Here is a 19,477-nt window from a genome sequence, read left to right as displayed (position 1 = left end):
GACGGCCCGCGAGGCGGGCGGGGCTCAGTACCGGCTCGGGCTGGTCACCCGGGGCTCCGCGTGGTTCGGGGGACGGCGGCGGACCCGCTGCTCTGACGCCTACGCGGCCCCGGCCACACCCGCGACGAAGCACGCCCAGGCACCGGCCCGCACGACCAGCACGGGACCGTCCGTGACCTTGCTGTCCCGGACGGGGACGATGCCGGGGAAGCCGTCGGCGACCTCGACGCAGCTCCCGCCGTTGCCGTCGCTGTGGGTGCTTTTGCGCCAGCGGGCGGCACCCGGGAAGTCGCGGGCGACCTCGACGCAGTCGCCGCCGTTGCCGTCGCTGTAGCTGCTCTTGCACCAGCGGGCGCTGGTCAGGTCGTACTCGCGCATTGTCTGAAATCCTCCGCCGCCGACTCGATCAGGGCCAGGGACACCTCAGGCGACAACGCGGCGGCCCTGATCTGATCGTATGCCGAGCGGGCACGCTTGACCACGGCCGGATCGTCCAGCAGGTTGCCCGAATACACCGCCTCTGTATAGGCGGTTGGCGGAGCGTCGTCGAACTCCATGAGCGCCAGCATGCCGTTCATGAGGGCGTACGACTCAGCCGCGTACGGCAGCACCTGCACCTTCACCACGCGCTCCCGTGCCATCCGAGCGATGCAGTCGAGCTGTGCCGCCATGCCCGCCGGGCCGCCGACCGGGATGCGCAGCGCGTTCTCGTGCAGGACCACCCAGTAGCGCGGCCGGGTCGCGTCCGCGAGGATGCGGGCGCGGTCCAGGCGGCCGGAGACCTTCTCCTCGATGTACTCGTCGGGCGCGAACGGGTTCATCGACACCGTGACCGCCCAGGCGTAATCCCTGGTCTGGAGCAGCCCCGGCACCAGCGCGGGCGCGAACTCGTAGATCTCGGTGGCCAGCCGCTCCAACTCCACCACATGCGCGAAGTAATCCGCGTACCGTGGATCGTCGATCAGCTTTCTGCACAACCGCTCGAAAATACCGTCGGTTTGCAGGACGTCGTCGATCCGCTGGGCCACATCCAACTGCGGCTTTCTGATCGCCTGTTCGAACTGGCCGATGTAGCCGCCCGAGACGAAGACCCGCCCGCCCAGCTCCACCTGCGTCAATCCGGCGTTCTCCCGGCGCCGCTTCAGTTCGGTGCCGAAGAACTCCCAGACGACCTGGCGTGAAGCATTGGCCATTACCAACCCCCTTGTGCAGCCGCTCCCTTGCAGTGCCCGAAACCCTTCCGAGTGTAGACGTGAAACATCATTGTGGAGACGCGAAGAGTAAAACCCCGGGATGACGGAAATCCCGGAAAGGGAAAGGGAGGAAGAACACCGTGGCAGCACAGCAGCACTCGGCTCACTCGGCGGTCTGTGTCCAGGAAGCGGAGGAAACACTTGTTGAATTGCGTACCGCGCTGGAAAAGGCCGGAATCACCCTGCCCTCACTGGGACTCGACCCGGGCGGGCTGGCCCGCGAGGCACCCTGCCCGCTGGTGGAACTGGGCCGCTGCTCCGTGGAGACGGCGGCCCGGCTCGTCGCGGCACTGCGGTGAGCGGCCCGTGTCCGCCGGTGGGGACTTACGCGCTCGACACCGGCACCGGGTGCGTCGGCGTGGTCATGGGCCACGAGGGGCCGTACGTCCAGTTGCGGCCCCTCGGCGGGGGCCGCGAGTGGGACTGCGTACCGGATCTGGTCCGGGCGGCGACCCTGGCGGAGCGCCTGAGCGCGGCGACGGCGTACGCGAACGCCCGCAGCCGGGGCGAGGCACCGTGACCCGCGCGGGCCCGGTCCGGGATGTCGACCCGGGGCGTACGTCCCCGGGCCGATGACCGGCGGCCGTGGCCGGTCCTACGATCACGGCATGTCCGCCACCGTGCCGCCGCCGCTGCTCCGCCGTGTCCCGCCCGCGGGCTGGACGGGGCTCGTGTGGTGCGCGAGCACGCTGTTCACCCTGCTGACCACTGTCCGGCTGCCCGGCGAGACCGAGCCCGGACAGTGGCCGGCGGCCCAGCTGTACCGCTGGGACGGCCTGACGGTCACCGTGCTGTCCACCGCCCTGGTGCTGTACGGCGGCCTGCTGCTGGGGCGCCGTCCGCTCGCCGCGCTGGCCGTGCTGATCGCGGCGGCCATCGGGGAGACGACCACCCTCGGGGTGGGCGAACTGCCCATGGCGCAGTACCTCGCGGTGGCGGTGGCGCTGTACTTCATGGCCGCGGGCAGGCCGCGCCGCACCGCCGCGGCCGGTCTCGCCCTGGCGGTCGGCACGCTCGTCGTCTTCATCGCCTTCCGGGTGCTGCACGGCTGGTCGGCTGGCGTCTCCGCGGAACTGGCCGTGGCCCTGGTCACGGTGATCGCCTGGCTGCTCGGCAGCTCGGCGCACCAGTCGCGCGAGCACGCGCGGCGGATGAACGAGCGGGCCGCCGCGCAGGCGGTCACGGCCGAACGGCTGCGCATCGCCCGGGAGATGCACGACACCGTCGCGCACAGCATCGGCATCATCGCCCTCCAGGCGGGCGCGGCGGCCCGGGTGGCGGCCACCCAGCCGGACGCGGCCCGCGAGGCGATGCGGGCGGTGGAGACCACCGGCCGCGAGACCCTGGCCGGGCTGCGCCGGATGCTGGTCGCCCTGCGTGAGACCGACACGGGCCCCACTGATCCCACCGGCCCCACTGACCCTGCTGGCCCCACTGATCCCGCCGGTCCCCTCGGTCCTGCCGGGCTCGGTGACCTCGACCGGCTGGCCGCCGCGACCACCGCGGCGGGGGTCCGGGTGGAGGTGCGGCGGCTGGGGGAGGAGCGGCGGCTGCCGCCGGACGTCGACCTGTCGGCGTTCCGCATCGTCCAGGAGTCCGTCACCAACGTCGTACGGCACTCCGGGGCGCCCGCTTGCCGGGTGACCGTGGACTACGGGGACGCCGCGCTCGCCCTGGAGGTCACCGACGACGGCCGCGGCCACGGCACCGCGACCGACACCGGGTTCGGCCTCGCCGGGATGCGCGAGCGCGTCGCCCTGCTGCACGGCGAGTTCAGCGCGGCGCCCCGGCCGGAGGGCGGCTTCCGGGTGGCGGCGCGGCTGCCCCTGCCCGCGGCGGCCCCGCGATGACGGTCCGGGTGGTCCTCGCCGACGACCAGCAGCTGATCCGGGCCGCGCTGCGCCTGGTCATGGCGGACCTGGCCGACATGGAGGTGGTGGGCGAGGCCGCCACCGGCGCCGAGGCGGTGGCGCTCACCGAGGAACTCGACCCGGACGTGGTCGTCATGGACATCCGGATGCCGGGGACGGACGGCATCGAGGCGACCCGGGCGATCACGGCGGGTCCGGCCGGGGCGCGGATCGTCGTCCTGACGACCTTCGACGACGACGCGTACGTGTACGGGGCGCTGCGCGCGGGCGCCTCCGGCTTCCTGGTCAAGGACATGGGTCTGGACGACATCATCGGCGCGGTGCGGGTGGTCGCCGCCGGGGACGGGCTGATCGCGCCGAGCGTCACCCGCCGCCTGATCGAGGACTTCGCGCGCCGGGCCGCGCCGTCCGCCGGGCCCGCCCGCCGCGAGCTGACCGGCATCACCGAGCGGGAGCGGGAGGTGCTGACCCTCGTCGGCACGGGGCTGTCCAACACGGAGATCGCCGCCGAACTGTGCATCAGCGTGGCCACCGCCAAGACCTACCTCAGCCGCCTGCTGGCCAAGCTGGGCGCCCGTGACCGCGTCCAGCTGGTGATCATGGCGTTCGAGGCGGGGCTGGTGTCGGTGCCGGGCTGACCGCGCCCAGGTCAGGGCCCGCGCCGCCGCCGGGGCCCACCCGGACGGACCGGGACGCGTCCGCGGTGGGCGAGAATGGACCTCATGAGTCTGTTCCGCGACGACGGCATCGTGCTGCGCACCCAGAAGCTGGGTGAGGCGGACCGGATCATCACGCTGCTCACGCGCGGTCACGGCCGGGTGCGGGCGGTGGCGCGGGGCGTACGGCGCACGAAGTCCAAGTTCGGCGCCCGGCTGGAGCCCTTCTCGCACGTGGACGTGCAGTTCTTCGCCCGGGGCAGCGAGCTGATCGGGCGCGGGCTGCCGCTGTGCACGCAGAGCGAGACCATCGCGCCGTACGGCGGCGGGATCGTGACCGACTACGCCCGGTACACCGCCGGGACGGCCATGCTGGAGACGGCCGAGCGGTTCACGGACCACGAGGGCGAACCGGCCGTCCAGCAGTATCTGCTGCTCGTCGGCGCCCTGCGCACACTGGCCCGCGGCGAGCACGCCCCGCACCTGGTGCTGGACGCGTTCCTGCTGCGCTCGCTGGCCGTCAACGGCTACGCGCCCAGCTTCGGCGACTGCGCGAAGTGCGGCATGCCGGGGCCCAACCGGTTCTTCTCGGTGGCCTCCGGCGGCTCCGTCTGCGTCGACTGCCGGGTGGCCGGCAGTGTCGTACCCTCGCCGCAGACGCTCGTGCTGCTGGGCGCGCTGCTCACGGGGGACTGGGCGACGGCGGACGCCTGCGAGCCGCGGCATGTGCGGGAGGGCAGCGGGCTGGTCTCCGCCTACCTGCACTGGCACCTGGAGCGCGGACTGCGCTCGCTGCGGTACGTGGAAAAGTAGAGAGCAGCACGGGCAACACAGCAGAGGGAGACGAGAGCACATGGCCGTACGCGGGTTCCTGGGCAGCCGGCGACGCGAGTACCTGGCGCCCGAGCCGCATCCGTCCGGCGCGCGCCCCCCGAAGCTCCCGGGCGAGCTGGTGCCCGAGCACGTGGCGATCGTCATGGACGGCAACGGCCGCTGGGCCAAGCAGCGCGGCCTGCCCCGCACCGAGGGGCACAAGGTCGGCGCCGAACGCGTCCTCGACGTGCTCCAGGGCGGCATCGAGATCGGTGTGCGCAACATCTCGCTGTACGCCTTCTCCACCGAGAACTGGAAGCGCTCGCCCGACGAGGTGCGCTTCCTGATGAACTTCAACCGGGACTTCATCCGCAAGTCCCGCGACCAGCTCGACGGGCTCGGCGTCCGGGTGCGCTGGGTGGGCCGGATGCCCCGGCTGTGGAAGTCGGTCGCCAAGGAGTTGCAGGTCGCCCAGGAGCAGACCAAGGACAATGACCTGATCACGCTGTACTTCTGCATGAACTACGGCGGCCGGGCCGAGCTGGCGGACGCGGCCAAGGCGATGGCCGAGGACGTGGCCGCGGGCCGCCTCGACCCGTCCAAGGTCAGCGAGAAGACCATCCAGAAGTACCTGTACTACCCGGACATGCCGGACGTGGACCTGTTCCTGCGCCCGAGCGGCGAGCAGCGCACCTCCAACTACCTGCTCTGGCAGAGCGCGTACGCGGAGATGGTCTTCCAGGACGTCCTGTGGCCCGACTTCGACCGTCGCGACCTGTGGCGCGCGTGCCTGGAGTTCGCCTCCCGCGACCGCCGCTTCGGCGGCGCCATCCCCAACGAGCAACTGCTCGCCATGGAGGGCCGCCAGGAGGACCCCTCCTCATAGCCGACCAGGGCGCAGGGCCTCCCCCCACCCGGCCGGAGGCCCACATCCACCCCGGCCCGACCCACCCGGGCCCGGCTCACCGCCCGGCCCTCGGCTCGCTGCCCGGCTCCGGGCCGCGCCGGCCCCGGGCCGCGCCGGCCCCGGGGGGCCGGGCGGCGAGCCGAGGGCCGCCCGGCAGATACCGGCCCAGGCTCACCGCCTGGGCCGTACCTCACCGTTCGCCGCGGCTCTCCAGGGCCGCGCAGTCCGCGCAGGTGCCGAAGATCTCGACCGTGTGGGCGACGTTGACGTAGCCGTGTTCCGTGGCGATGGCCTCGGCCCATTTCTCCACGGCCGGGCCCTCCACCTCGACGGCCTTGCCGCAGACGCGGCAGACGAGGTGGTGGTGGTGCTCGCCGGTGGAGCAGCGGCGGTAGACGGACTCGCCGTCGGAGGTGCGCAGCACGTCGACCTCGCCGGCGTCGGCGAGGGTCTGGAGGGTGCGGTAGACGGTGGTGAGGCCCACCGAGTCGCCCTTGTGCTTGAGCATGTCGTGCAGTTCCTGCGCGCTGCGGAACTCGTCGACCTCGTCGAGGGCTGCCGCGACGGCGGCGCGCTGCCGGGTGGCCCGGCCCTTCACGGGCGGTCCTGCGGTCGTCACCGGATGCCTCCTCACGTCTGCGCCTGCCGGGGCCATTGTGCCAGCCCCGGCAGGCCGCGGTCAGACGCCGATCCCGTCCGCGGCGCCCCGGCTGGCCGGAATCGCGCACTCCGCGGGGTCGCCGGCGGGTCGTGCGGCGGCGAGCGTCCGGGCGCGGCGCCGGGCCAGTGGTGTGGCCAGGACGGTGAGGACCCCGAACGCGGCGATGGTCAGCAGCACGATCGTCGCGCCGGGCGGCACGTCCTGGTAGTACGAGGTGACCGTGCCGCCGATGGTCACGCTCACGCCGATGGCCACGGCGACGGCGAAGGTCGCCGCGAAGCTGCGGGTGAGCTGCTGGGCGGCGGCGACGGGCACCACCATGAGCGCGGAGACCAGCAGCAGCCCGACCACACGCATGGCGACCGTCACCGTCACCGCCGCCGTGACGGCCGTGAGCAGGTTCAGGGCGCGCACCGGCAGTCCGGTCACCCGCGCGAACTCCTCGTCCTGGCTGACCGCGAACAACTGGCGGCGCAGGCCCAGGGTGACCAGGACGACGAAGGCGGCCAGCAGGCAGATCGCCACCACGTCGGACTGGGAGACGGTGGAGAGCGAGCCGAAGAGGTACGACGTCAGGTTCGCGGTGGAGCCGCCGGGGGCGAGGCTGATGAACATGACACCGCCCGCCATGCCGCCGTAGAAGAGCATCGCGAGGGCGATGTCGCCGCGGGTGCGGCCGTACCAGCGGATCAGCTCCATCAGGACGGCGCCGAGCACGGAGACCGCCGAGGCCATCCACACCGGGGAGGCGGAGAGCAGGAAGCCGAGGCCGACGCCGGTCATCGCCACATGGCCGATGCCGTCGCCCATCAGCGCCTGGCGGCGCTGGACCAGGTAGATGCCGACGGCGGGCGCGGTGATGCCGACCAGGACGGCGGCCAGCAGCGCCCGCTGCATGAAGGCGTAGTCGAGGAAGTCCATCAGCTCAGCAGTCCCGTGCGGATCGGATCGGCGCCGACGGCGTCGTGGGGGTGGACGTGGTCGTGGCCCGGCTGGGGGCACCCCCTGCTCGAACGCAGCTGAGAGCTTGGGGGAGTGCCGGCCCCGGCCTTCGGGGGCGGGCCGTCGTGCAGGACGCAGCCGTCGCGCAGTACGACCGCCCGGTCGATCAGCGGTTCCAGCGGGCCCAGCTCGTGCAGCACCAGCAGTACCGTCGTCCCGGCGGCGACCTGCCTCTCCAGCGTCGCGGCCAGTACCTCCTGGCTGGCCAGGTCGACGCCCGCCATCGGCTCGTCCATGATCAGCAGCTCGGGCGCGGCGGCCAGCGCGCGGGCGATCAGCACCCGCTGGTGCTGGCCGCCGGAGAGCGCGTCGACCGAGTCCTTGGCGCGGTCCGCCATGCCGACCAGCTCCAGGGCGCGGTGGACGGCCTCCCGGTCGCCCCGGCGGAAGAGCCCGAAGCGGGTGCGGGAGAGCCGGCCGGAGGAGACCACCTCGGTGACGGTGGCCGGGACGCCGCCCGCCGCGGTGGTGCGCTGCGGTACGTAGCCGACGCGCGCCCAGTCGCGGAAGCGGCGCCGCGGGACGCCGAACAGCTCGATCTCGCCGCTCGTCACCGGCACCTGGCCGATGACGCTGCGCACCGCCGTCGACTTGCCGGAGCCGTTGGCGCCGAGCAGCGCGACGACCTCGCCGCGGCGCACGGTGAGGTCGATGCCGCGCAGCACGGTGCGGGCGCCGAGATCGGCGGTGACCTTGCGCATGGCTATGACGGGCTCGCCCATGGGAGGCTCCTCGGGCCGCTGGGGGTGGGTCACTTGGCGCCCAGGGCCTGCTGGAGGGCCTTGAGGTTGGCCTCCTGCACCGCGAGGTAGTCGCGGCCCCGGGACTTGTCGGTGATGCCCTCGATCGGGTCCAGGACGTCGGTCTTGAGCCCGGCGTCCCGCGCGACGGTCTTCGCGGTCTTGTCGCTGACGAGGGTCTCGTAGAAGACGGTGGTGACGCCGTCGGCCTTCGCCATCTTCTCCAGGTCCTTGACCCGGGCGGCGCTGGGCTCGGACTCCGGGTCGAGGCCGCTGATGGCCTCCTCGGTCAGGCCGTAGCGCTCGGCGAGGTAGCCGAAGGCGGCGTGCGTGGTGATGAAGACCTTGGACTTCGTGTGCGCGAGGCCGTTCTTGAACCGGGTGTTCAGCTCGTCGAGCTGCTTGACCAGGGCGGCGGTGTTCTTGCGGTAGTCGGCCGCGTGGTCCGGGTCGCCCTTCTCGAAGGCCCTGCCGACGCCCTCGGCGATCTGGGCGTAGCGCACCGGGTCGAGCCAGACGTGCGGGTCCTTGCCGCCGCTCTCGCCCTCGTCCTCGCCCTCGTGGGTGTCGTGCGCGGCGGCGTGCCCGCCGACCTCGCTGCCGTGCTCCTCCAGGGTGGTCAGGGAGCCTGCGTCGACCTTGGTCCTGATACCGGACTGGTCGATGGCCTTGTCCACGGAGGGCTGGAGGCCCTTGAGGTAGAGGGCCGCGTCGGAGTCCTGGAGCCGCGCGGTCTGCTGGGCGCTGATCTCCAGGTCGTGCGGCTCCTGGCCGGGCTGGGTGAGGTTGGTGACGTGGACGTGGTCACCGCCGATCCGCTCGGCGAGGTAGGCCATCGGGTAGAACGACGCGACGACGTCGTACTTGTCCGTCTTGCCGGAGGCGTCCGCGGACGAGCAGGCGGAGAGGGTGCCGAGTCCGACGGCGGTGACCGCGGTGAGCGCGGCGGCCGTGCGTATGCGGGACGGGGCGAGGAGGTGTCGTCGAGCGTTCATGACACTCATTTTCATCAAAAATGGAAACCGTTGTCAACAAGCCCCCCTGAACAGGTCCGGAGGTGCCCGGACCGTGCCGTTTCCGGGCACCGATTTGATTGAGGGGGAGCCCCCGCCGGTACCCTGAGGCATTCGCTCTGAAGCGTCTCGCTTCGTCGCCCGTCGTCGTAATGAAGAGAGCACCGTGGCCGCCGACAAGATCGACACCATCGTCAGCCTGAGCAAGCGCCGTGGCTTCGTATTCCCGTGCAGTGAGATCTACGGCGGTCAGCGCGCCGCCTGGGACTACGGTCCGCTCGGTGTCGAGCTGAAGGAGAACCTCAAGCGCCAGTGGTGGCGCTACATGGTGACGTCGCGCGAGGACGTGGTCGGCATCGACTCGTCCGTCATCCTGGCCACCGAGGTCTGGGTGGCCTCCGGCCACGTCGCCACCTTCACGGACCCGCTGACCGAGTGCACCGCCTGTCACAAGCGGTTCCGCGCGGACCACCTGGAGGAGGCCTACGAGGCCAAGCACCACCGCCTCCCGGAGAACGGCCTCGCGGACGTCAACTGCCCCAACTGCGGCAACAAGGGCCAGTTCACCGAGCCCAAGCAGTTCTCGGGTCTGCTCTCCACGCACCTCGGCCCCACCCAGGACACCGGCTCCGTCGCCTACCTGCGCCCGGAGACCGCCCAGGGCATCTTCACCAACTTCGCCCAGGTGCAGACCACTTCGCGCCGCAAGCCGCCGTTCGGCATCGCCCAGATGGGCAAGTCCTTCCGCAACGAGATCACGCCCGGCAACTTCATCTTCCGCACCCGCGAGTTCGAGCAGATGGAGATGGAGTTCTTCGTCAAGCCGGGCGAGGACGAGAAGTGGCAGGAGTACTGGATGGAGCAGCGCTGGAACTGGTACACCGGCCTGGGCCTGCGCGAGGAGAACATGCGGTGGTACGAGCACCCGAAGGAGAAGCTCTCCCACTACTCCAAGCGCACCGCCGACATCGAGTACCGCTTCCAGTTCGGCGGCAGCGAGTGGGGTGAGCTGGAGGGCGTCGCCAACCGCACCGACTACGACCTCGGCGCCCACGCCAAGGCCTCCGGCCAGGACCTCGCGTACTACGACCAGGAGGCCCAGGAGCGCTGGACGCCGTACGTCATCGAGCCCGCGGCCGGTGTCGGCCGCGCGATGCTGGCGTTCCTGCTCGACGCCTATGTCGAGGACGAGGCGCCCAACGCCAAGGGCAAGATGGAGAAGCGCACCGTGCTGCGCCTCGACCACCGCCTGGCCCCGGTGAAGGCGGCGGTGCTGCCGCTGTCGCGCAACCCGGAGCTGTCCCCGAAGGCCAAGGGCCTGGCCCAGGCGCTGCGGCAGCACTGGAACATCGAGTTCGACGACGCGGGCGCCATCGGCCGCCGCTACCGCCGCCAGGACGAGATCGGCACGCCGTTCTGCGTGACCGTCGACTTCGACACCCTGGACGACAACGCGGTCACCGTCCGCGAGCGCGACTCGATGAAGCAGGAGCGCGTCTCCCTCGACCAGATCGAGGGCTACCTGGCCGCCCGCCTGATCGGCTGCTGAGCCCGCGCCACCCCCGCTCGAACGAACGCCGTACGGCCGCCGGATCACCTCCGGCGGCCGTACGGCTTTTCTGTGCCGGTCGGCGTCAGCGCCGGCCGGCGCTTCGTGGGGGGCCGGTGCTTCGCGAGCGCTGACAAGTATGGAATGACAGATATTGAAATCTGTCATTCGCTGTGCGAGGGTGGAGCCATGACGACGCACACCCGCTCCCTCGGCACCACCGGCCCCCAGGTCTTCTCCCTCGGTCTCGGCTGCATGGGCATGTCCGCGCTGTACGGCGAGGCGGACCGGGCCGAGTCGCTCGCCACCGTGCACGCCGCCCTGGAGGCCGGCGTGACCCTGCTCGACACCGGCGACTTCTACGCCATGGGCCACAACGAGATGCTGATCGGCGAGGCCCTGCGCACCGCCCCCGCCGCGCTCCGCGAGAAGGCCCTCACCAGCGTCAAGTTCGGCGCCCTGCGCGACCCCGACGGCAACTGGAGCGGCTACGACGGCCGCCCCGCCGCGGTGAAGAACTTCGCCGCCTACTCCCTCCAGCGCCTCGGCGTCGACCACATCGACGTCTACCGCCTGGCCCGCCTCGACCCGGACGTCCCCGTCGAGGAGACCGTCGGCGCCATCGCCGAGCTGGTCGAGAAGGGGTACGTGCGCCACATCGGCCTCAGCGAGGTCGGCGCCGACACCATCCGCCGGGCCGCCGCCACCGCCCCGATCTCCGACCTCCAGATCGAGTACTCGCTGATCTCGCGCGGCGTCGAGGACCGCATCCTGCCCGTCACCCGGGAACTGGGCATCGCGATCACCGCGTACGGCGTCCTGTCGCGCGGGCTGATCTCCGGGCGCCTCACCCCCGGCCACCGCTTCGCCCCCGGCGACTTCCGCTCCTTCTCGCCCCGCTTCCAGGGCGAGAACCTGCGGCGCAACCTGGACCTCGTCGAGGCGCTGCGCGCGGTGGCCGAGGGCAAGGGCGCCACGGTCGCGCAGACCGCCATCGCCTGGGTGCTCTCCCGGGGCGAGGACATCGTGCCGCTCGTCGGCGCCCGCACCCGCGAGCGGCTGGCCGAGGCCCTGGGCGCGCTGGACGTCACCCTGGACGCGGCCGACCTCGCGGCGATCGAGGAGGCCGTACCGGCGGACGCGGCGGCCGGCACCCGCTACCCGGAGGCGCTGATGGCCGACCTGGACAGCGAGCACTGACCGCCGTGCCGGACAGCCGCTTGGGTACGGTCTAGGCATGTCACCCGCTGCTGAGACCCTGACCGCCGAGCGCATCATCGAGGCGACCGAGGAAGTGCTGCGCCGCCACGGCCCGGCCAAGGCGACCGTGGTGGACGTGGCCCGCGCGCTCGGCGTCAGCCACGGCAGCGTCTACCGGCACTTCCGCACCAAGGCAGCGCTGCGCGAGGCGGTCACCAAGCGGTGGCTCGACCGGACCCACGACGCCCTGTCCGGCCTCGCCGCCGACCCGGGGCGCGCCCCTCAGGAGCGGCTGCGGACCTGGCTGCGGGCGCTGTTCGAGGCCAAGCTGCGCAAGGCGGGCGACGATCCGGAGATGTTCGCGACGTACTCGGTCCTCGCCGCGGAGAACGGCGCGGCGGTGGAGCAGCACATCGCCGAGCTGACCGAGCAGTTGACCGCGATCGTCGCGGCGGGCGTGGCCGCCGGGGACTTCGCCGCCGCCGATCCGGCGGCGACGGCCCGCGCCCTCTTCCACGCCACCGGCCGCTTCCACGACCCGTGTTACGCGGGGGAGTGGAAGCGGCCGGGGATCCAGGACGAGTTCGACGCGGTCCTGGACCTGCTGGTACGCGGCCTGCGGCCCTGACGGCCGTCAGGCGGGCGTCAGGCGGGCGTCAGTGCACCTTGACGGCCACCGGCGAGGAGTGCGTCTTGCCGTCCGTGGTCGCCACCCGCAGGTGCTCGGTGCCCTTGGTGCCGAGCTTGTTCGAGGTCAGCGAGAAGACGCCGCCCTTCTTGACGGTGGTGCTCGCGTGCAGCGTGGTCCACTTGCCGTTGTGCAGGTGCTGGAGGACCAGCTTGGTGCCGGGCTTGACGTCCTTGGCGTGACCGGCGAGCTTGACGGTCTCACCGGCCTTGACCGTGCTGTGGTTGGCCTTTGCCATGATCGAGCCCTTGGTCTTCGTCATGGTGCTGTGCGACGGGCTCGGCTTCGCCACCGGCGCGTTGTCCGAGGCGAGGGCGGCGGCCGATCCGGCCGACACCAGGGCTGCGGACAGGGCACCGGCGGCGAGCGCGCGGGCCCAGCGGCGGCTGGTGGTGACAGGCATGGTGGTCTCCCGTTGGTCGACGGATTCCCCCCTGCGGCGCGGGGCCCCCAGGGGCCGTCCGCGCTCCTCCAGAGTTGCCGGGGTTCGCCCGCGCGGCGAGTCGAGAACGTTCGGAACACGTGCCGGAAATCCCAGGTTTGGGGTAAACCCGCAGGTCGGCGGGGGTGTCCCGGTTCACCTTTTTCTTACCTTCGGCCCGCAGCGGCGATCATGCGCGCCCGTCAGCCGACGGTGCGCGGCAGCCGCAGACTGAGCAGCCCCGTCAGGACGATCCCGCCGAGCTGCACCAGCAGGGTGGTCACCAGGGCGCCGCCCATGCCCAGACCGGGCACCAGGGACAGGAACAGCGTGCCCAGGGTGGCCACGCCCAGCGCCAGCGCCGACTGCTGGGCGGTGACCATCACACCGCTGCCCACCCCGGCGCGCGCCGTCGGCACCTCGGACAGGATGATCCGGAAGATCACGGGCAGTTGCAGCGCCTGCCCCGCCCCGGCGACCGCCGCGCCCGGCAGCAGCTCCACGAAGCCCACGTGCGGCCAGGACCCGTGGACGGCCAGCGCCAGCAGGCCCACGCCCGCGAACTGCACCACCGCGCCCGCCGTCACCACCCGGGTCCCGAACCGGGCGACCAGCCGGGGCCCGGCCAGCGAGACCAGGAAGAAGACGACGGCCATCGGCGCGAGCGCCAGTCCGGCCGGGACCGGACCGAGCCGCGCGCCCTGCTGCAACGCCACCGCGATGACGAACATGAAGCCGCTGAACCCGATGGAGAACGGCACGATCAGCGCGAGCCCGCGGCGCAGCGAGACGAGCCGGAACAGGCTCGGCGGCACCAGCGGCGTACGGCCCGCGCGGTCCGCGCGCCGCTCCACGGCGTAGAACCAGGCCGCCACCGCCGGGAAGGCGGCCAGCGACAGCCAGGTCCACAGCGGCCAGTGGGCGGCCCGGCCCTCGGTGAGCGGCACGAGCAGCGTCAGCAGGGAGGCGGCGAGCAGGACCGTGCCGGGGCCGTCGACCGGCTCCGGGCGCTGCGAGCGTGTCTCCGGTACGGCCCTGGCCGCCAGCACCAGCCCGACGACGGCGACCGGCACGTTCACCAGGAACACCGAGCGCCAGCCCGTGCCCCACAGGTCCGCGGCGACCAGGACGCCGCCGAGGATCTGCCCGGCCACCATGGACAGGCCCGCCGTCGCGCCGTACAGGCCCATCGCGCGGGCCCGGCGCGGTCCCGCGGTGGCCGCCTGGATGGTGGCGAGCACCTGCGGCAGCATCGCGGCTGCCGCCGCGCCCTGCGCCACCCGCGCCCCGACCAGGGACCAGGCGTCCGGTGCGAGACCGCAGGCCAGCGAGGTCAGGCCGAAGGCCGCCATGCCGCCGAGGAAGAGCCGCCGCCGGCCGAACAGGTCGCCCAGCCGGCCGCCGAGGACCAGCAGCACGGCGTAGGCCACCCCGTAGCCCGCGACGACGAGTTCGAGGACGGCCTCGCCCGCGTGCAGGTCCCGGCCCATGGTGGGCAGGGCCACGTTGACGATGAAGAAGTCGATGAGGGGGAGCGCCGCGCCCAGCAGCACCGTGAACAGTCCGAGGCCGCTCAGCGCCGGGGGCGCGGTGGCGGCGGTGCGGACGGCGGGCGAGGACGGCGAGGACGCTGAGGACGGCGAGGACGGCGAGGACGCTGAGGAGACGGTTCGGGTGGTCACGTGATCGAGCCTGCGCCGCCGCCGAGCCAGGTACCAGAGTGTCCTTATCCTGGTAGTAGGAGTACCTGGCAACAGGGTCGGCGGAGCGGCAGGCTGGAGGCATGAGCATGAGCACGATGGCCTCGCACACGGCGGTCGCCCCCCGGGCCCGGGAGGCCACCGCCTCGGCGGTGCGGCGCCACGAACTCGCCGCCTTCCTGCGCCACCGCCGCGAGCACATCACCCCCGAGCAGGTCGGCCTGGTGCGCGGCGCCCGCCGCCGTACGCCGGGCCTGCGCCGCGAGGAGGTCGCGCACCTCTCGGCGGTCGGGGTCACCTGGTACACCTGGCTCGAACAGGCCCGTGACATCCAGGTCTCCGTGCAGGTCCTGGACGCGCTCGCCCGCACCCTGCTGCTCGACCCCACCGAGCGGGCCCACCTCTTCCAGCTCGCCGGCACCGCCGACCCGGCCCCGACGACCACGTGCCCCTCGGTCACCCCGGCCCTGCGCGCCCTCCTGGAGCAGATCGAGCCCTTCCCGGCCTGCCTCCAGAACAGCAGGTACGACATCCTCGCCCACAACCGCACCTACGGCCTGCTCCTGTGCGACCTGGAGTCGGTGCCGCCCGAGGACCGCAACTGCATGATCCTGTCGTACACCCACGAGCAGTGGCGCTCCTCGATCGTCCACCTGGAGTCCGCGACCCGGCTCATGGCCGCCCGCTTCCGCGCGGCGATGGCCGGCCACCTCGCCGACCCGGCCTGGAAGGCGCTGCTCAAGCGCCTGCGCGAGTCCTCGCCCGACTTCCGCGAGATCTGGGACCGCCACGAGGTGGTCGCCCCGGTCGGCAAGCGCAAGGAGTTCCGCAACGCCTACGTCGGCCGCCTCACCGTCGACCACACCGACCTCTGGCTCAGTCCCGACGTCGGCCCCCGCATGGTCACCTACGTCCCCGCCGACGAGGAGTCCCGGCAGCGGCTGGAGAAGCTGCACGCGATCGCGCTGGAGCGGTGTCCCTAGAAGCCGTGTCGGCCTGGCACGAGCGCAGACGCTCCAGGAAGTCCCGCACTCGTCGGCGGTGTCTTCGCGCTTCGCGCTGCCAGAGGCCGCCTTCGACTGCGACGTCGACCCGATCCCGTGATCGTCGCGTCCCCGCGCGGCCCTTCACTCGCGCGGCACAGCCCTCTATGCCTTGATCGATGCGGCCGATCTGGCGGCCTGCTCGATCTTCGCGTAGTAGGCGCCGCGGGCTTCCTCATCGATCTGCGTCTCGTGTTCGGGCCGCATCCCGGTTCGGCCATCGACGCTTTCGCGCAGGATGTCGGCGTGCCCGGCATGCCGGTTGGTCTCGCCGAGAACATGGACCATGACGGCGAACAGATTCGTGGTGGAATAAGGCTCCGGCCACCACGGCACGTGGCCGGGGGCGTCGAGGGAAAGCTCGTTGATCGTCGCGTCTGAGTGTTCCCACGTGCGCCGGTAGGACTCGGCGATCTGATCGCGGGTCTCGTCCTCAGCCGCCCACAGATCGCTGCCGTCGTGGTCCTGCCACCGGGGCAGCGGTTCCGGGGAAGGACGGTCGAAGACCTCACCGAAGTACCTGGCCTCGACGCCGGCCACGTGTTTGACCAGGCCGAGGAGGTTGGTCCCGGTCACCGTCAACGGTCGGCGGGCATCGTATTCGGACAGGCCCTCGAGCTTCCAGAGCAGCGCCTTGCGGTCCCGCCGCAGTCTCTCGTGCAGGTTGTTCTTCGCGAACTCATCGATCATGCGGCATCAGCCTGCCATGAGCCGCTCGTGGCCTCAAGGTCCCTTGGTCCGCGCAAGGAGTTCCGCAACGCCTACGTCGGCCGCCTCACCGTCGACCACACCGACCTCTGGCTCAGCCCTGACGTCGGCCCCCGCGTGGTCACCTACGTCCCCGCCGACGAGGAATCGCGGCAGCGGCTGGAGAAGCTGCACGCGATCGCGCTGGAGCGGCAGGCGTAGCGAACAGGAGGGCGGTCGCCCGCTGCGGGAACGGGCAACCACCCTCCTCGCCCGGCTGCCGCGGCGCTGCCGGACTCAGAAGGTGCCGAACTGGCCGGACTTGACGCCCGCGACGAACGTCGAGAACGCCCCGGTGGGCAGGTTGAGGACCGGGCCGGTGGTGTTCTTGGAGTCGCGGACGGGGATCACGCCGTGGGTGGCGGTGAGGTTGACGGCGACCTCGACGCAGTTGCCGCCGTTGTTGCTGTAGGAGGACGTGAACCAGCGGGGGGTGTCGGTCGTCGCCATGGGGTGCCCTTTCGTGTGCGGACTCAGAAGGTGCCGAACTGGCCGGACTTGACGCCCGCGACGAATGTCGAGAACGCCCCGGTGGGCAGGTTGAGGACCGGGCCGGTGGTGTTCTTGGAGTCGCGGACGGGGATCACGCCGTGGGTGGCCGTGAGGTTGACGGCGACCTCCACGCAGTCGCCGCCGTTGTTGCTGTAGGAGGACGTGAACCAGCGCGGGGTGTCGGTCGTCGTCACGGGATGCCCTTTCGGAGCTCTTTGATCAGGTCCACGGATGCCGCCCGATGGAGCGCTTCCGCCTGTAGCTGATGGTAGGACGTCAAGACCGGGAGCACGGACGTGGTTTCGCGATCAAGGTGCCCCTGCGTCTGAGACTCGGCGTAGCACATCACGGACCGATCCACCATCGTCAGCACATTGACGGGCAGATCGAAGGGGCGTCGCTCTCCCATCTCGAACGGCGCCACCTGCAACACCGTGTTGGGGCGTTCGGCGAACTCGACCAGCCGGTCGAACTGACCGCGCATGACCCTAGCGCCACCGACGGGTCGGCGGATGCAGCTCTCGTCCATCACTACGAAGATCATCGGGGAGTGGCGCCGCTCCAGCGCCCGCTGGCGCTCGGCGAGGAATGCCACGCGCTCGGCGGCGTACGCCTCCGTAATGGCTCCTCGCCCTACCGCGCTGTCGGCCAAGACCCGTGCGTACTCGGGCGTCTGGAGCAAACCGGGAATGATCCCGATCTGATACAGCCGGATCTCGACCGCGCGGCCCTCGTGTCCGACATACTCCGGGAAGCCCTCCAGCAGCACCCCGTGCTTGATCTCGCGGTACTTGCGTTCGAACAGGTCGCCCGTACCCAGCGCCCGGTCGGCACTGCGCGAGAAGCGCAAGGTTGCCATTTTCCGACCAGTTTCAACAGCTGAGACATGGGTGCTGGAGTAGCCCATCTCCGCGCCCAGATCCTCCTGCTTCCACCCTCTGTTCTCGCGGCAACTGCGCAGCTGTGCTCCGTAGCCGGCCTGCGGGCTGCTCTCGGGTCGAAGCTCCTTGCGATTGACCAACGCGACACCAACTCTCCTGCCAGCACTGACACGTTGAGTGAGCACCGACTCTACGCCACGCTGAATCCGCTTGGTAGCGAAATGGCTACGGAGAGGAACGGCCATGCCTGGCGAACACAGTCCTGCCGGCCGACAGGAGTCCCGCCCCCATCCGGCCGTCGGCACGCTGGTGGTGGACACCGAAAGCGGTGACGTCGTGGGGGAGTTCCGCGGGGTCGCCGGCTCCCGCTGGTCGCTGCGGCCGGTGTGCGGCGGGGCCGAGTGGGAGGCGGAACCCGGCCGCGTACGGCCGGCGAGCGACGCGGAGCGCCTGCGTGCGCGGACCGCCCGCGCGAACGCCCGGAGCCGGGGCGAGTTCCTGTGAAGCGCGAGATCAAGGGAAGGTGTCCGATGAAGACTGGAGAACGTGCGCGGCTGGAGGCGTACTTCGCCCGCACCGCATGGGAGTTCGCCCCCTCGCTGGTGCCTTCCTCGCTGCTGGTGACGCGGCTGGCGCCCGAACGGGTCCCGTTCGTACGGGTGGTGGGCACGGTCTCGCGTCTGCGCGGCGTGCTCCCGGAGCCGGAGCCGGGGGCCGCGCGCGGGGACGGTGCGGCGAAGCGCGAGGTGGAGCGGTTGTTCGCGGTGGACGAGCTGTCCCGCGAGCGGTTCGCCGATCCGGGGACGGTGCTGACGTATCTGGAGACCCGGGCGGCCGGTGAACCGGTGGTGCTGCTGGACGCGGGCGGCTGCTTCGCGCCGTCCCTCGACGTGCTGTGCGAGCGGTTCAGCGGAACCGTGCTCGGCGTGGTGGAGGACAGCGACAGCGGGCACCGGCGGTACGCGGAGCGGGAGAAGCTGCCCTGTCCCGTGGTCTCCGTCGCGCGGTCCCCGCTGCGGGAACCGGAGGAGTTCCTGCTCGGGCAGTCCGTCGTCTCCGCGGCGGAGGCACTGCTGCGCGGGTGGCGGGAGACACCGGACGCCCGGCCCGCGCTGGTGCTCGGCTTCGGGCGGCTCGGCGGCGCGGTCGCCTCCGCGCTGAGCGCCAGGGGAGCGCGGGTCACGGTGTACGACACCGATCCGGAGCGGCGGGCGCGGGCGCTGGCGCGGGGCTACGGCGTCGTGGCGGACCGGGAGGCCGCGCTGGGGGCGGCGGCGCTCGTCGTCTGCGCGTCGGGCGCGATCGCACTGCGCGGCGAGGACTTCCCCGTGCTGCCGGACGGGGCCTTCGTCACCACGGTGACCGGCCCGGCGGAGGCGCCGGACCTCTCCGGGCTGCCCGAGGAGTACGGCAGGTACACGGCGACCCGGCACGTCACCCGCTACGAATCGGCGGAGCACTACTTCTACCTGCACGACGCGGGCGCGGCCGTCGGCGTCCCGCGCGGCGCGGGCGCGGACCCGTACCCCTGCCTGGCGCAGGCCGAGATCCTCGCGGCCCTGCGCACCCTCGCGGACGGCCGCCCCACCCGCACCCTGCACGAGGTACCCCCGGCGGACCGCCGCAAGATCGCCGCCCTGTGGCTCCATTACTACAGCGAGCGGTGACCGGGCCCGTCCGTCCGCGTCCGGGCCGACCGAGCCCTCGTGGTCCTCGCCGCCGTCCTGAGTGCCGGACACGGGACAGGCGGCGGCGAGGTTTTTTCGGCCGGAAAGTGTCTTCGGGTTCGTCGGGGACAAGGGCTCGGGAAAACCCTGTTCTCGCTGGTGGCGCCGCGAGG

The 19,477-nt window shown here is 71.8% G+C and carries 25 protein-coding genes; 13 read left to right on the top strand and 12 right to left on the bottom strand.

What is annotated here, in order from left to right; genetic code table 11:
• Positions 1-99: 99 nt before the first annotated feature.
• Both A8713_RS09795 and A8713_RS09790 read right to left on the bottom strand, forming a co-directional pair.
• Positions 100-378, bottom strand: coding sequence for a DUF397 domain-containing protein (locus A8713_RS09795; RefSeq protein WP_064533071.1), 279 nt, complete (start codon positions 376-378; stop codon positions 100-102).
• Positions 360-1,193 (bottom strand): helix-turn-helix domain-containing protein, encoded by an 834-nt coding sequence (locus A8713_RS09790; protein WP_064533070.1) that lies wholly within the window; start codon positions 1,191-1,193, stop codon positions 360-362. Before A8713_RS09790 ends, A8713_RS09795 begins: the two co-directional genes overlap by 19 nt.
• A 140-nt stretch (positions 1,194-1,333) precedes the next feature.
• Here A8713_RS09790 and A8713_RS09785 point away from each other — a divergent pair, with 140 nt between their 5' ends.
• The 6 genes from A8713_RS09785 (at position 1,334) to A8713_RS09760 (ending at position 5,479) form a co-directional block, all read left to right on the top strand.
• Complete coding sequence (locus A8713_RS09785) at positions 1,334-1,552, top strand: hypothetical protein (protein ID WP_064533069.1); 219 nt, start codon at positions 1,334-1,336, stop codon at positions 1,550-1,552.
• Positions 1,553-1,569: 17 nt separating this feature from the next.
• Positions 1,570-1,773: a hypothetical protein gene (locus A8713_RS09780; protein WP_064533068.1), complete on the top strand. Its 204-nt coding sequence runs from the start codon at positions 1,570-1,572 to the stop codon at positions 1,771-1,773.
• 88 nt (positions 1,774-1,861) lie between these two features.
• Positions 1,862-3,103, top strand: a complete 1,242-nt coding sequence (locus tag A8713_RS09775) for a sensor histidine kinase (protein ID WP_064537390.1) — start codon at positions 1,862-1,864, stop codon at positions 3,101-3,103.
• On the top strand, positions 3,100-3,762 hold the full coding sequence (locus tag A8713_RS09770; RefSeq protein WP_064533067.1) for a response regulator: 663 nt from the start codon (positions 3,100-3,102) through the stop codon (positions 3,760-3,762). Before A8713_RS09775 ends, A8713_RS09770 begins: the two co-directional genes overlap by 4 nt.
• A gap of 84 nt (positions 3,763-3,846) precedes the next feature.
• Entirely contained in the window at positions 3,847-4,593 is a 747-nt protein-coding gene (recO, locus tag A8713_RS09765; protein WP_064537388.1) for a DNA repair protein RecO, read from the top strand.
• A gap of 40 nt (positions 4,594-4,633) precedes the next feature.
• Positions 4,634-5,479 (top strand): isoprenyl transferase, encoded by an 846-nt coding sequence (locus A8713_RS09760; protein ID WP_064533066.1) that lies wholly within the window; start codon positions 4,634-4,636, stop codon positions 5,477-5,479.
• A 211-nt stretch (positions 5,480-5,690) separates the two neighbouring features.
• Here A8713_RS09760 and A8713_RS09755 read toward each other — a convergent pair whose 3' ends face one another.
• From A8713_RS09755 to A8713_RS09740, 4 genes are read right to left on the bottom strand one after another with little or no spacing between them, the layout of a single operon-like run.
• The gene (locus A8713_RS09755) at positions 5,691-6,119 is read right to left on the bottom strand and encodes a Fur family transcriptional regulator (protein WP_064533065.1); all 429 of its coding nucleotides are present in this window, start codon (positions 6,117-6,119) and stop codon (positions 5,691-5,693) included.
• Between the two features lie 60 nt (positions 6,120-6,179).
• Positions 6,180-7,082, bottom strand: coding sequence for a metal ABC transporter permease (locus A8713_RS09750; protein WP_064533064.1), 903 nt, complete (start codon positions 7,080-7,082; stop codon positions 6,180-6,182).
• Positions 7,082-7,885, bottom strand: a complete 804-nt coding sequence (locus tag A8713_RS09745; protein ID WP_064533063.1) for a metal ABC transporter ATP-binding protein — start codon at positions 7,883-7,885, stop codon at positions 7,082-7,084. The genes A8713_RS09750 and A8713_RS09745 overlap by 1 nt, the downstream gene beginning before the upstream one ends.
• 29 nt (positions 7,886-7,914) lie before the next feature.
• Positions 7,915-8,898 carry a metal ABC transporter substrate-binding protein gene (locus A8713_RS09740; protein WP_064533062.1) on the bottom strand — a complete coding sequence of 328 codons (984 nt, stop codon included), beginning with the start codon at positions 8,896-8,898 and terminating at the stop codon, positions 7,915-7,917.
• Between the two features lie 184 nt (positions 8,899-9,082).
• Between A8713_RS09740 and A8713_RS09735 the strand changes: the two genes are divergently transcribed.
• The 3 genes from A8713_RS09735 to A8713_RS09725 all read left to right on the top strand — a co-directional run bounded on the left by A8713_RS09735 (position 9,083) and on the right by A8713_RS09725 (position 12,293).
• On the top strand, positions 9,083-10,465 hold the full coding sequence (locus A8713_RS09735; RefSeq protein ID WP_018570719.1) for a glycine--tRNA ligase: 1,383 nt from the start codon (positions 9,083-9,085) through the stop codon (positions 10,463-10,465).
• Between the two features lie 189 nt (positions 10,466-10,654).
• A complete protein-coding gene (locus tag A8713_RS09730; RefSeq protein WP_064533061.1) occupies positions 10,655-11,665 on the top strand; it encodes an aldo/keto reductase in 1,011 nt (336 codons plus the stop codon).
• A gap of 37 nt (positions 11,666-11,702) precedes the next feature.
• On the top strand, positions 11,703-12,293 hold the full coding sequence (locus A8713_RS09725) for a TetR family transcriptional regulator (protein WP_064533060.1): 591 nt from the start codon (positions 11,703-11,705) through the stop codon (positions 12,291-12,293).
• Positions 12,294-12,321: 28 nt separating this feature from the next.
• On the opposite strand, the gene A8713_RS09720 is transcribed toward A8713_RS09725, so the two are convergent.
• Positions 12,322-12,756 carry a hypothetical protein gene (locus tag A8713_RS09720; RefSeq protein ID WP_064533059.1) on the bottom strand — a complete coding sequence of 145 codons (435 nt, stop codon included), beginning with the start codon at positions 12,754-12,756 and terminating at the stop codon, positions 12,322-12,324.
• Between the two features lie 221 nt (positions 12,757-12,977).
• The gene (locus tag A8713_RS09715; protein WP_107440793.1) at positions 12,978-14,351 is read right to left on the bottom strand and encodes an MFS transporter; all 1,374 of its coding nucleotides are present in this window, start codon (positions 14,349-14,351) and stop codon (positions 12,978-12,980) included.
• A gap of 212 nt (positions 14,352-14,563) precedes the next feature.
• On the opposite strand from A8713_RS09715, the gene A8713_RS09710 reads away from it, so the two are divergent.
• Complete coding sequence (locus tag A8713_RS09710; RefSeq protein ID WP_173860963.1) at positions 14,564-15,457, top strand: helix-turn-helix transcriptional regulator; 894 nt, start codon at positions 14,564-14,566, stop codon at positions 15,455-15,457.
• A 165-nt stretch (positions 15,458-15,622) separates the two neighbouring features.
• On the opposite strand, the gene A8713_RS09705 is transcribed toward A8713_RS09710, so the two are convergent.
• Positions 15,623-16,207, bottom strand: a complete 585-nt coding sequence (locus A8713_RS09705) for a DinB family protein (RefSeq protein ID WP_064533057.1) — start codon at positions 16,205-16,207, stop codon at positions 15,623-15,625.
• Between A8713_RS09705 and A8713_RS34915 the strand changes: the two genes are divergently transcribed.
• A complete protein-coding gene (locus A8713_RS34915; protein ID WP_443069760.1) occupies positions 16,112-16,426 on the top strand; it encodes an MmyB family transcriptional regulator in 315 nt (104 codons plus the stop codon). The genes A8713_RS09705 and A8713_RS34915 overlap by 96 nt on opposite strands.
• Positions 16,427-16,501: 75 nt before the next feature.
• Here the strand turns inward: A8713_RS34915 and A8713_RS09695 are convergent, their stop codons facing one another.
• Genes A8713_RS09695 through A8713_RS09685 form a run of 3 tightly spaced genes read right to left on the bottom strand, consistent with a single transcriptional unit; the run spans position 16,502 to position 17,777 of the window.
• Complete coding sequence (locus tag A8713_RS09695; protein WP_064533055.1) at positions 16,502-16,714, bottom strand: DUF397 domain-containing protein; 213 nt, start codon at positions 16,712-16,714, stop codon at positions 16,502-16,504.
• A 23-nt stretch (positions 16,715-16,737) separates the two neighbouring features.
• Positions 16,738-16,950 carry a DUF397 domain-containing protein gene (locus A8713_RS09690; protein WP_064533054.1) on the bottom strand — a complete coding sequence of 71 codons (213 nt, stop codon included), beginning with the start codon at positions 16,948-16,950 and terminating at the stop codon, positions 16,738-16,740.
• Positions 16,947-17,777, bottom strand: a complete 831-nt coding sequence (locus A8713_RS09685) for a helix-turn-helix domain-containing protein (RefSeq protein WP_064533053.1) — start codon at positions 17,775-17,777, stop codon at positions 16,947-16,949. Before A8713_RS09685 ends, A8713_RS09690 begins: the two co-directional genes overlap by 4 nt.
• Before the next feature lie 103 nt (positions 17,778-17,880).
• Here A8713_RS09685 and A8713_RS09680 point away from each other — a divergent pair, with 103 nt between their 5' ends.
• Together A8713_RS09680 and A8713_RS09675 are read left to right on the top strand one after the other, a co-directional pair.
• Complete coding sequence (locus tag A8713_RS09680; RefSeq protein WP_064533052.1) at positions 17,881-18,141, top strand: hypothetical protein; 261 nt, start codon at positions 17,881-17,883, stop codon at positions 18,139-18,141.
• 26 nt (positions 18,142-18,167) lie between these two features.
• On the top strand, positions 18,168-19,304 hold the full coding sequence (locus A8713_RS09675; protein ID WP_064533051.1) for an NAD-binding protein: 1,137 nt from the start codon (positions 18,168-18,170) through the stop codon (positions 19,302-19,304).
• Positions 19,305-19,477: the final 173 nt, after the last annotated feature.

Origin of the sequence: Streptomyces sp. SAT1, assembly GCF_001654495.1 — a bacterium.
GTDB lineage: Bacteria > Actinomycetota > Actinomycetes > Streptomycetales > Streptomycetaceae > Streptomyces > Streptomyces andamanensis.
Note: the sequence above shows the minus strand (reverse complement) of the source record. Positions and strands in the feature narration are given on the sequence as shown.

Bases quoted from the DNA above. Each gene is read 5' to 3' on its own strand.
- A8713_RS09730 (WP_064533061.1), top strand. From the start codon at position 10,655: ATGACGACGCACACCCGCTCCCTCGGCACCACCGGCCCCCAGGTCTTC.
- A8713_RS09725 (WP_064533060.1), top strand. From the start codon at position 11,703: ATGTCACCCGCTGCTGAGACCCTGACCGCCGAGCGCATCATCGAGGCG.
- A8713_RS09790 (WP_064533070.1), bottom strand. From the start codon at position 1,193: ATGGCCAATGCTTCACGCCAGGTCGTCTGGGAGTTCTTCGGCACCGAA.
- recO (WP_064537388.1), top strand. From the start codon at position 3,847: ATGAGTCTGTTCCGCGACGACGGCATCGTGCTGCGCACCCAGAAGCTG.
- A8713_RS09740 (WP_064533062.1), bottom strand. From the start codon at position 8,898: ATGAACGCTCGACGACACCTCCTCGCCCCGTCCCGCATACGCACGGCC.
- A8713_RS09695 (WP_064533055.1), bottom strand. From the start codon at position 16,714: ATGGCGACGACCGACACCCCCCGCTGGTTCACGTCCTCCTACAGCAAC.
- A8713_RS09710 (WP_173860963.1), top strand. From the start codon at position 14,564: ATGAGCACGATGGCCTCGCACACGGCGGTCGCCCCCCGGGCCCGGGAG.
- A8713_RS09745 (WP_064533063.1), bottom strand. From the start codon at position 7,885: ATGGGCGAGCCCGTCATAGCCATGCGCAAGGTCACCGCCGATCTCGGC.
- A8713_RS09705 (WP_064533057.1), bottom strand. From the start codon at position 16,207: ATGATCGATGAGTTCGCGAAGAACAACCTGCACGAGAGACTGCGGCGG.
- A8713_RS09770 (WP_064533067.1), top strand. From the start codon at position 3,100: ATGACGGTCCGGGTGGTCCTCGCCGACGACCAGCAGCTGATCCGGGCC.
- A8713_RS09775 (WP_064537390.1), top strand. From the start codon at position 1,862: ATGTCCGCCACCGTGCCGCCGCCGCTGCTCCGCCGTGTCCCGCCCGCG.
- A8713_RS09750 (WP_064533064.1), bottom strand. From the start codon at position 7,082: ATGGACTTCCTCGACTACGCCTTCATGCAGCGGGCGCTGCTGGCCGCC.
- A8713_RS09720 (WP_064533059.1), bottom strand. From the start codon at position 12,756: ATGCCTGTCACCACCAGCCGCCGCTGGGCCCGCGCGCTCGCCGCCGGT.
- A8713_RS09795 (WP_064533071.1), bottom strand. From the start codon at position 378: ATGCGCGAGTACGACCTGACCAGCGCCCGCTGGTGCAAGAGCAGCTAC.
- A8713_RS09675 (WP_064533051.1), top strand. From the start codon at position 18,168: ATGAAGACTGGAGAACGTGCGCGGCTGGAGGCGTACTTCGCCCGCACC.
- A8713_RS09760 (WP_064533066.1), top strand. From the start codon at position 4,634: ATGGCCGTACGCGGGTTCCTGGGCAGCCGGCGACGCGAGTACCTGGCG.
- A8713_RS09680 (WP_064533052.1), top strand. From the start codon at position 17,881: ATGCCTGGCGAACACAGTCCTGCCGGCCGACAGGAGTCCCGCCCCCAT.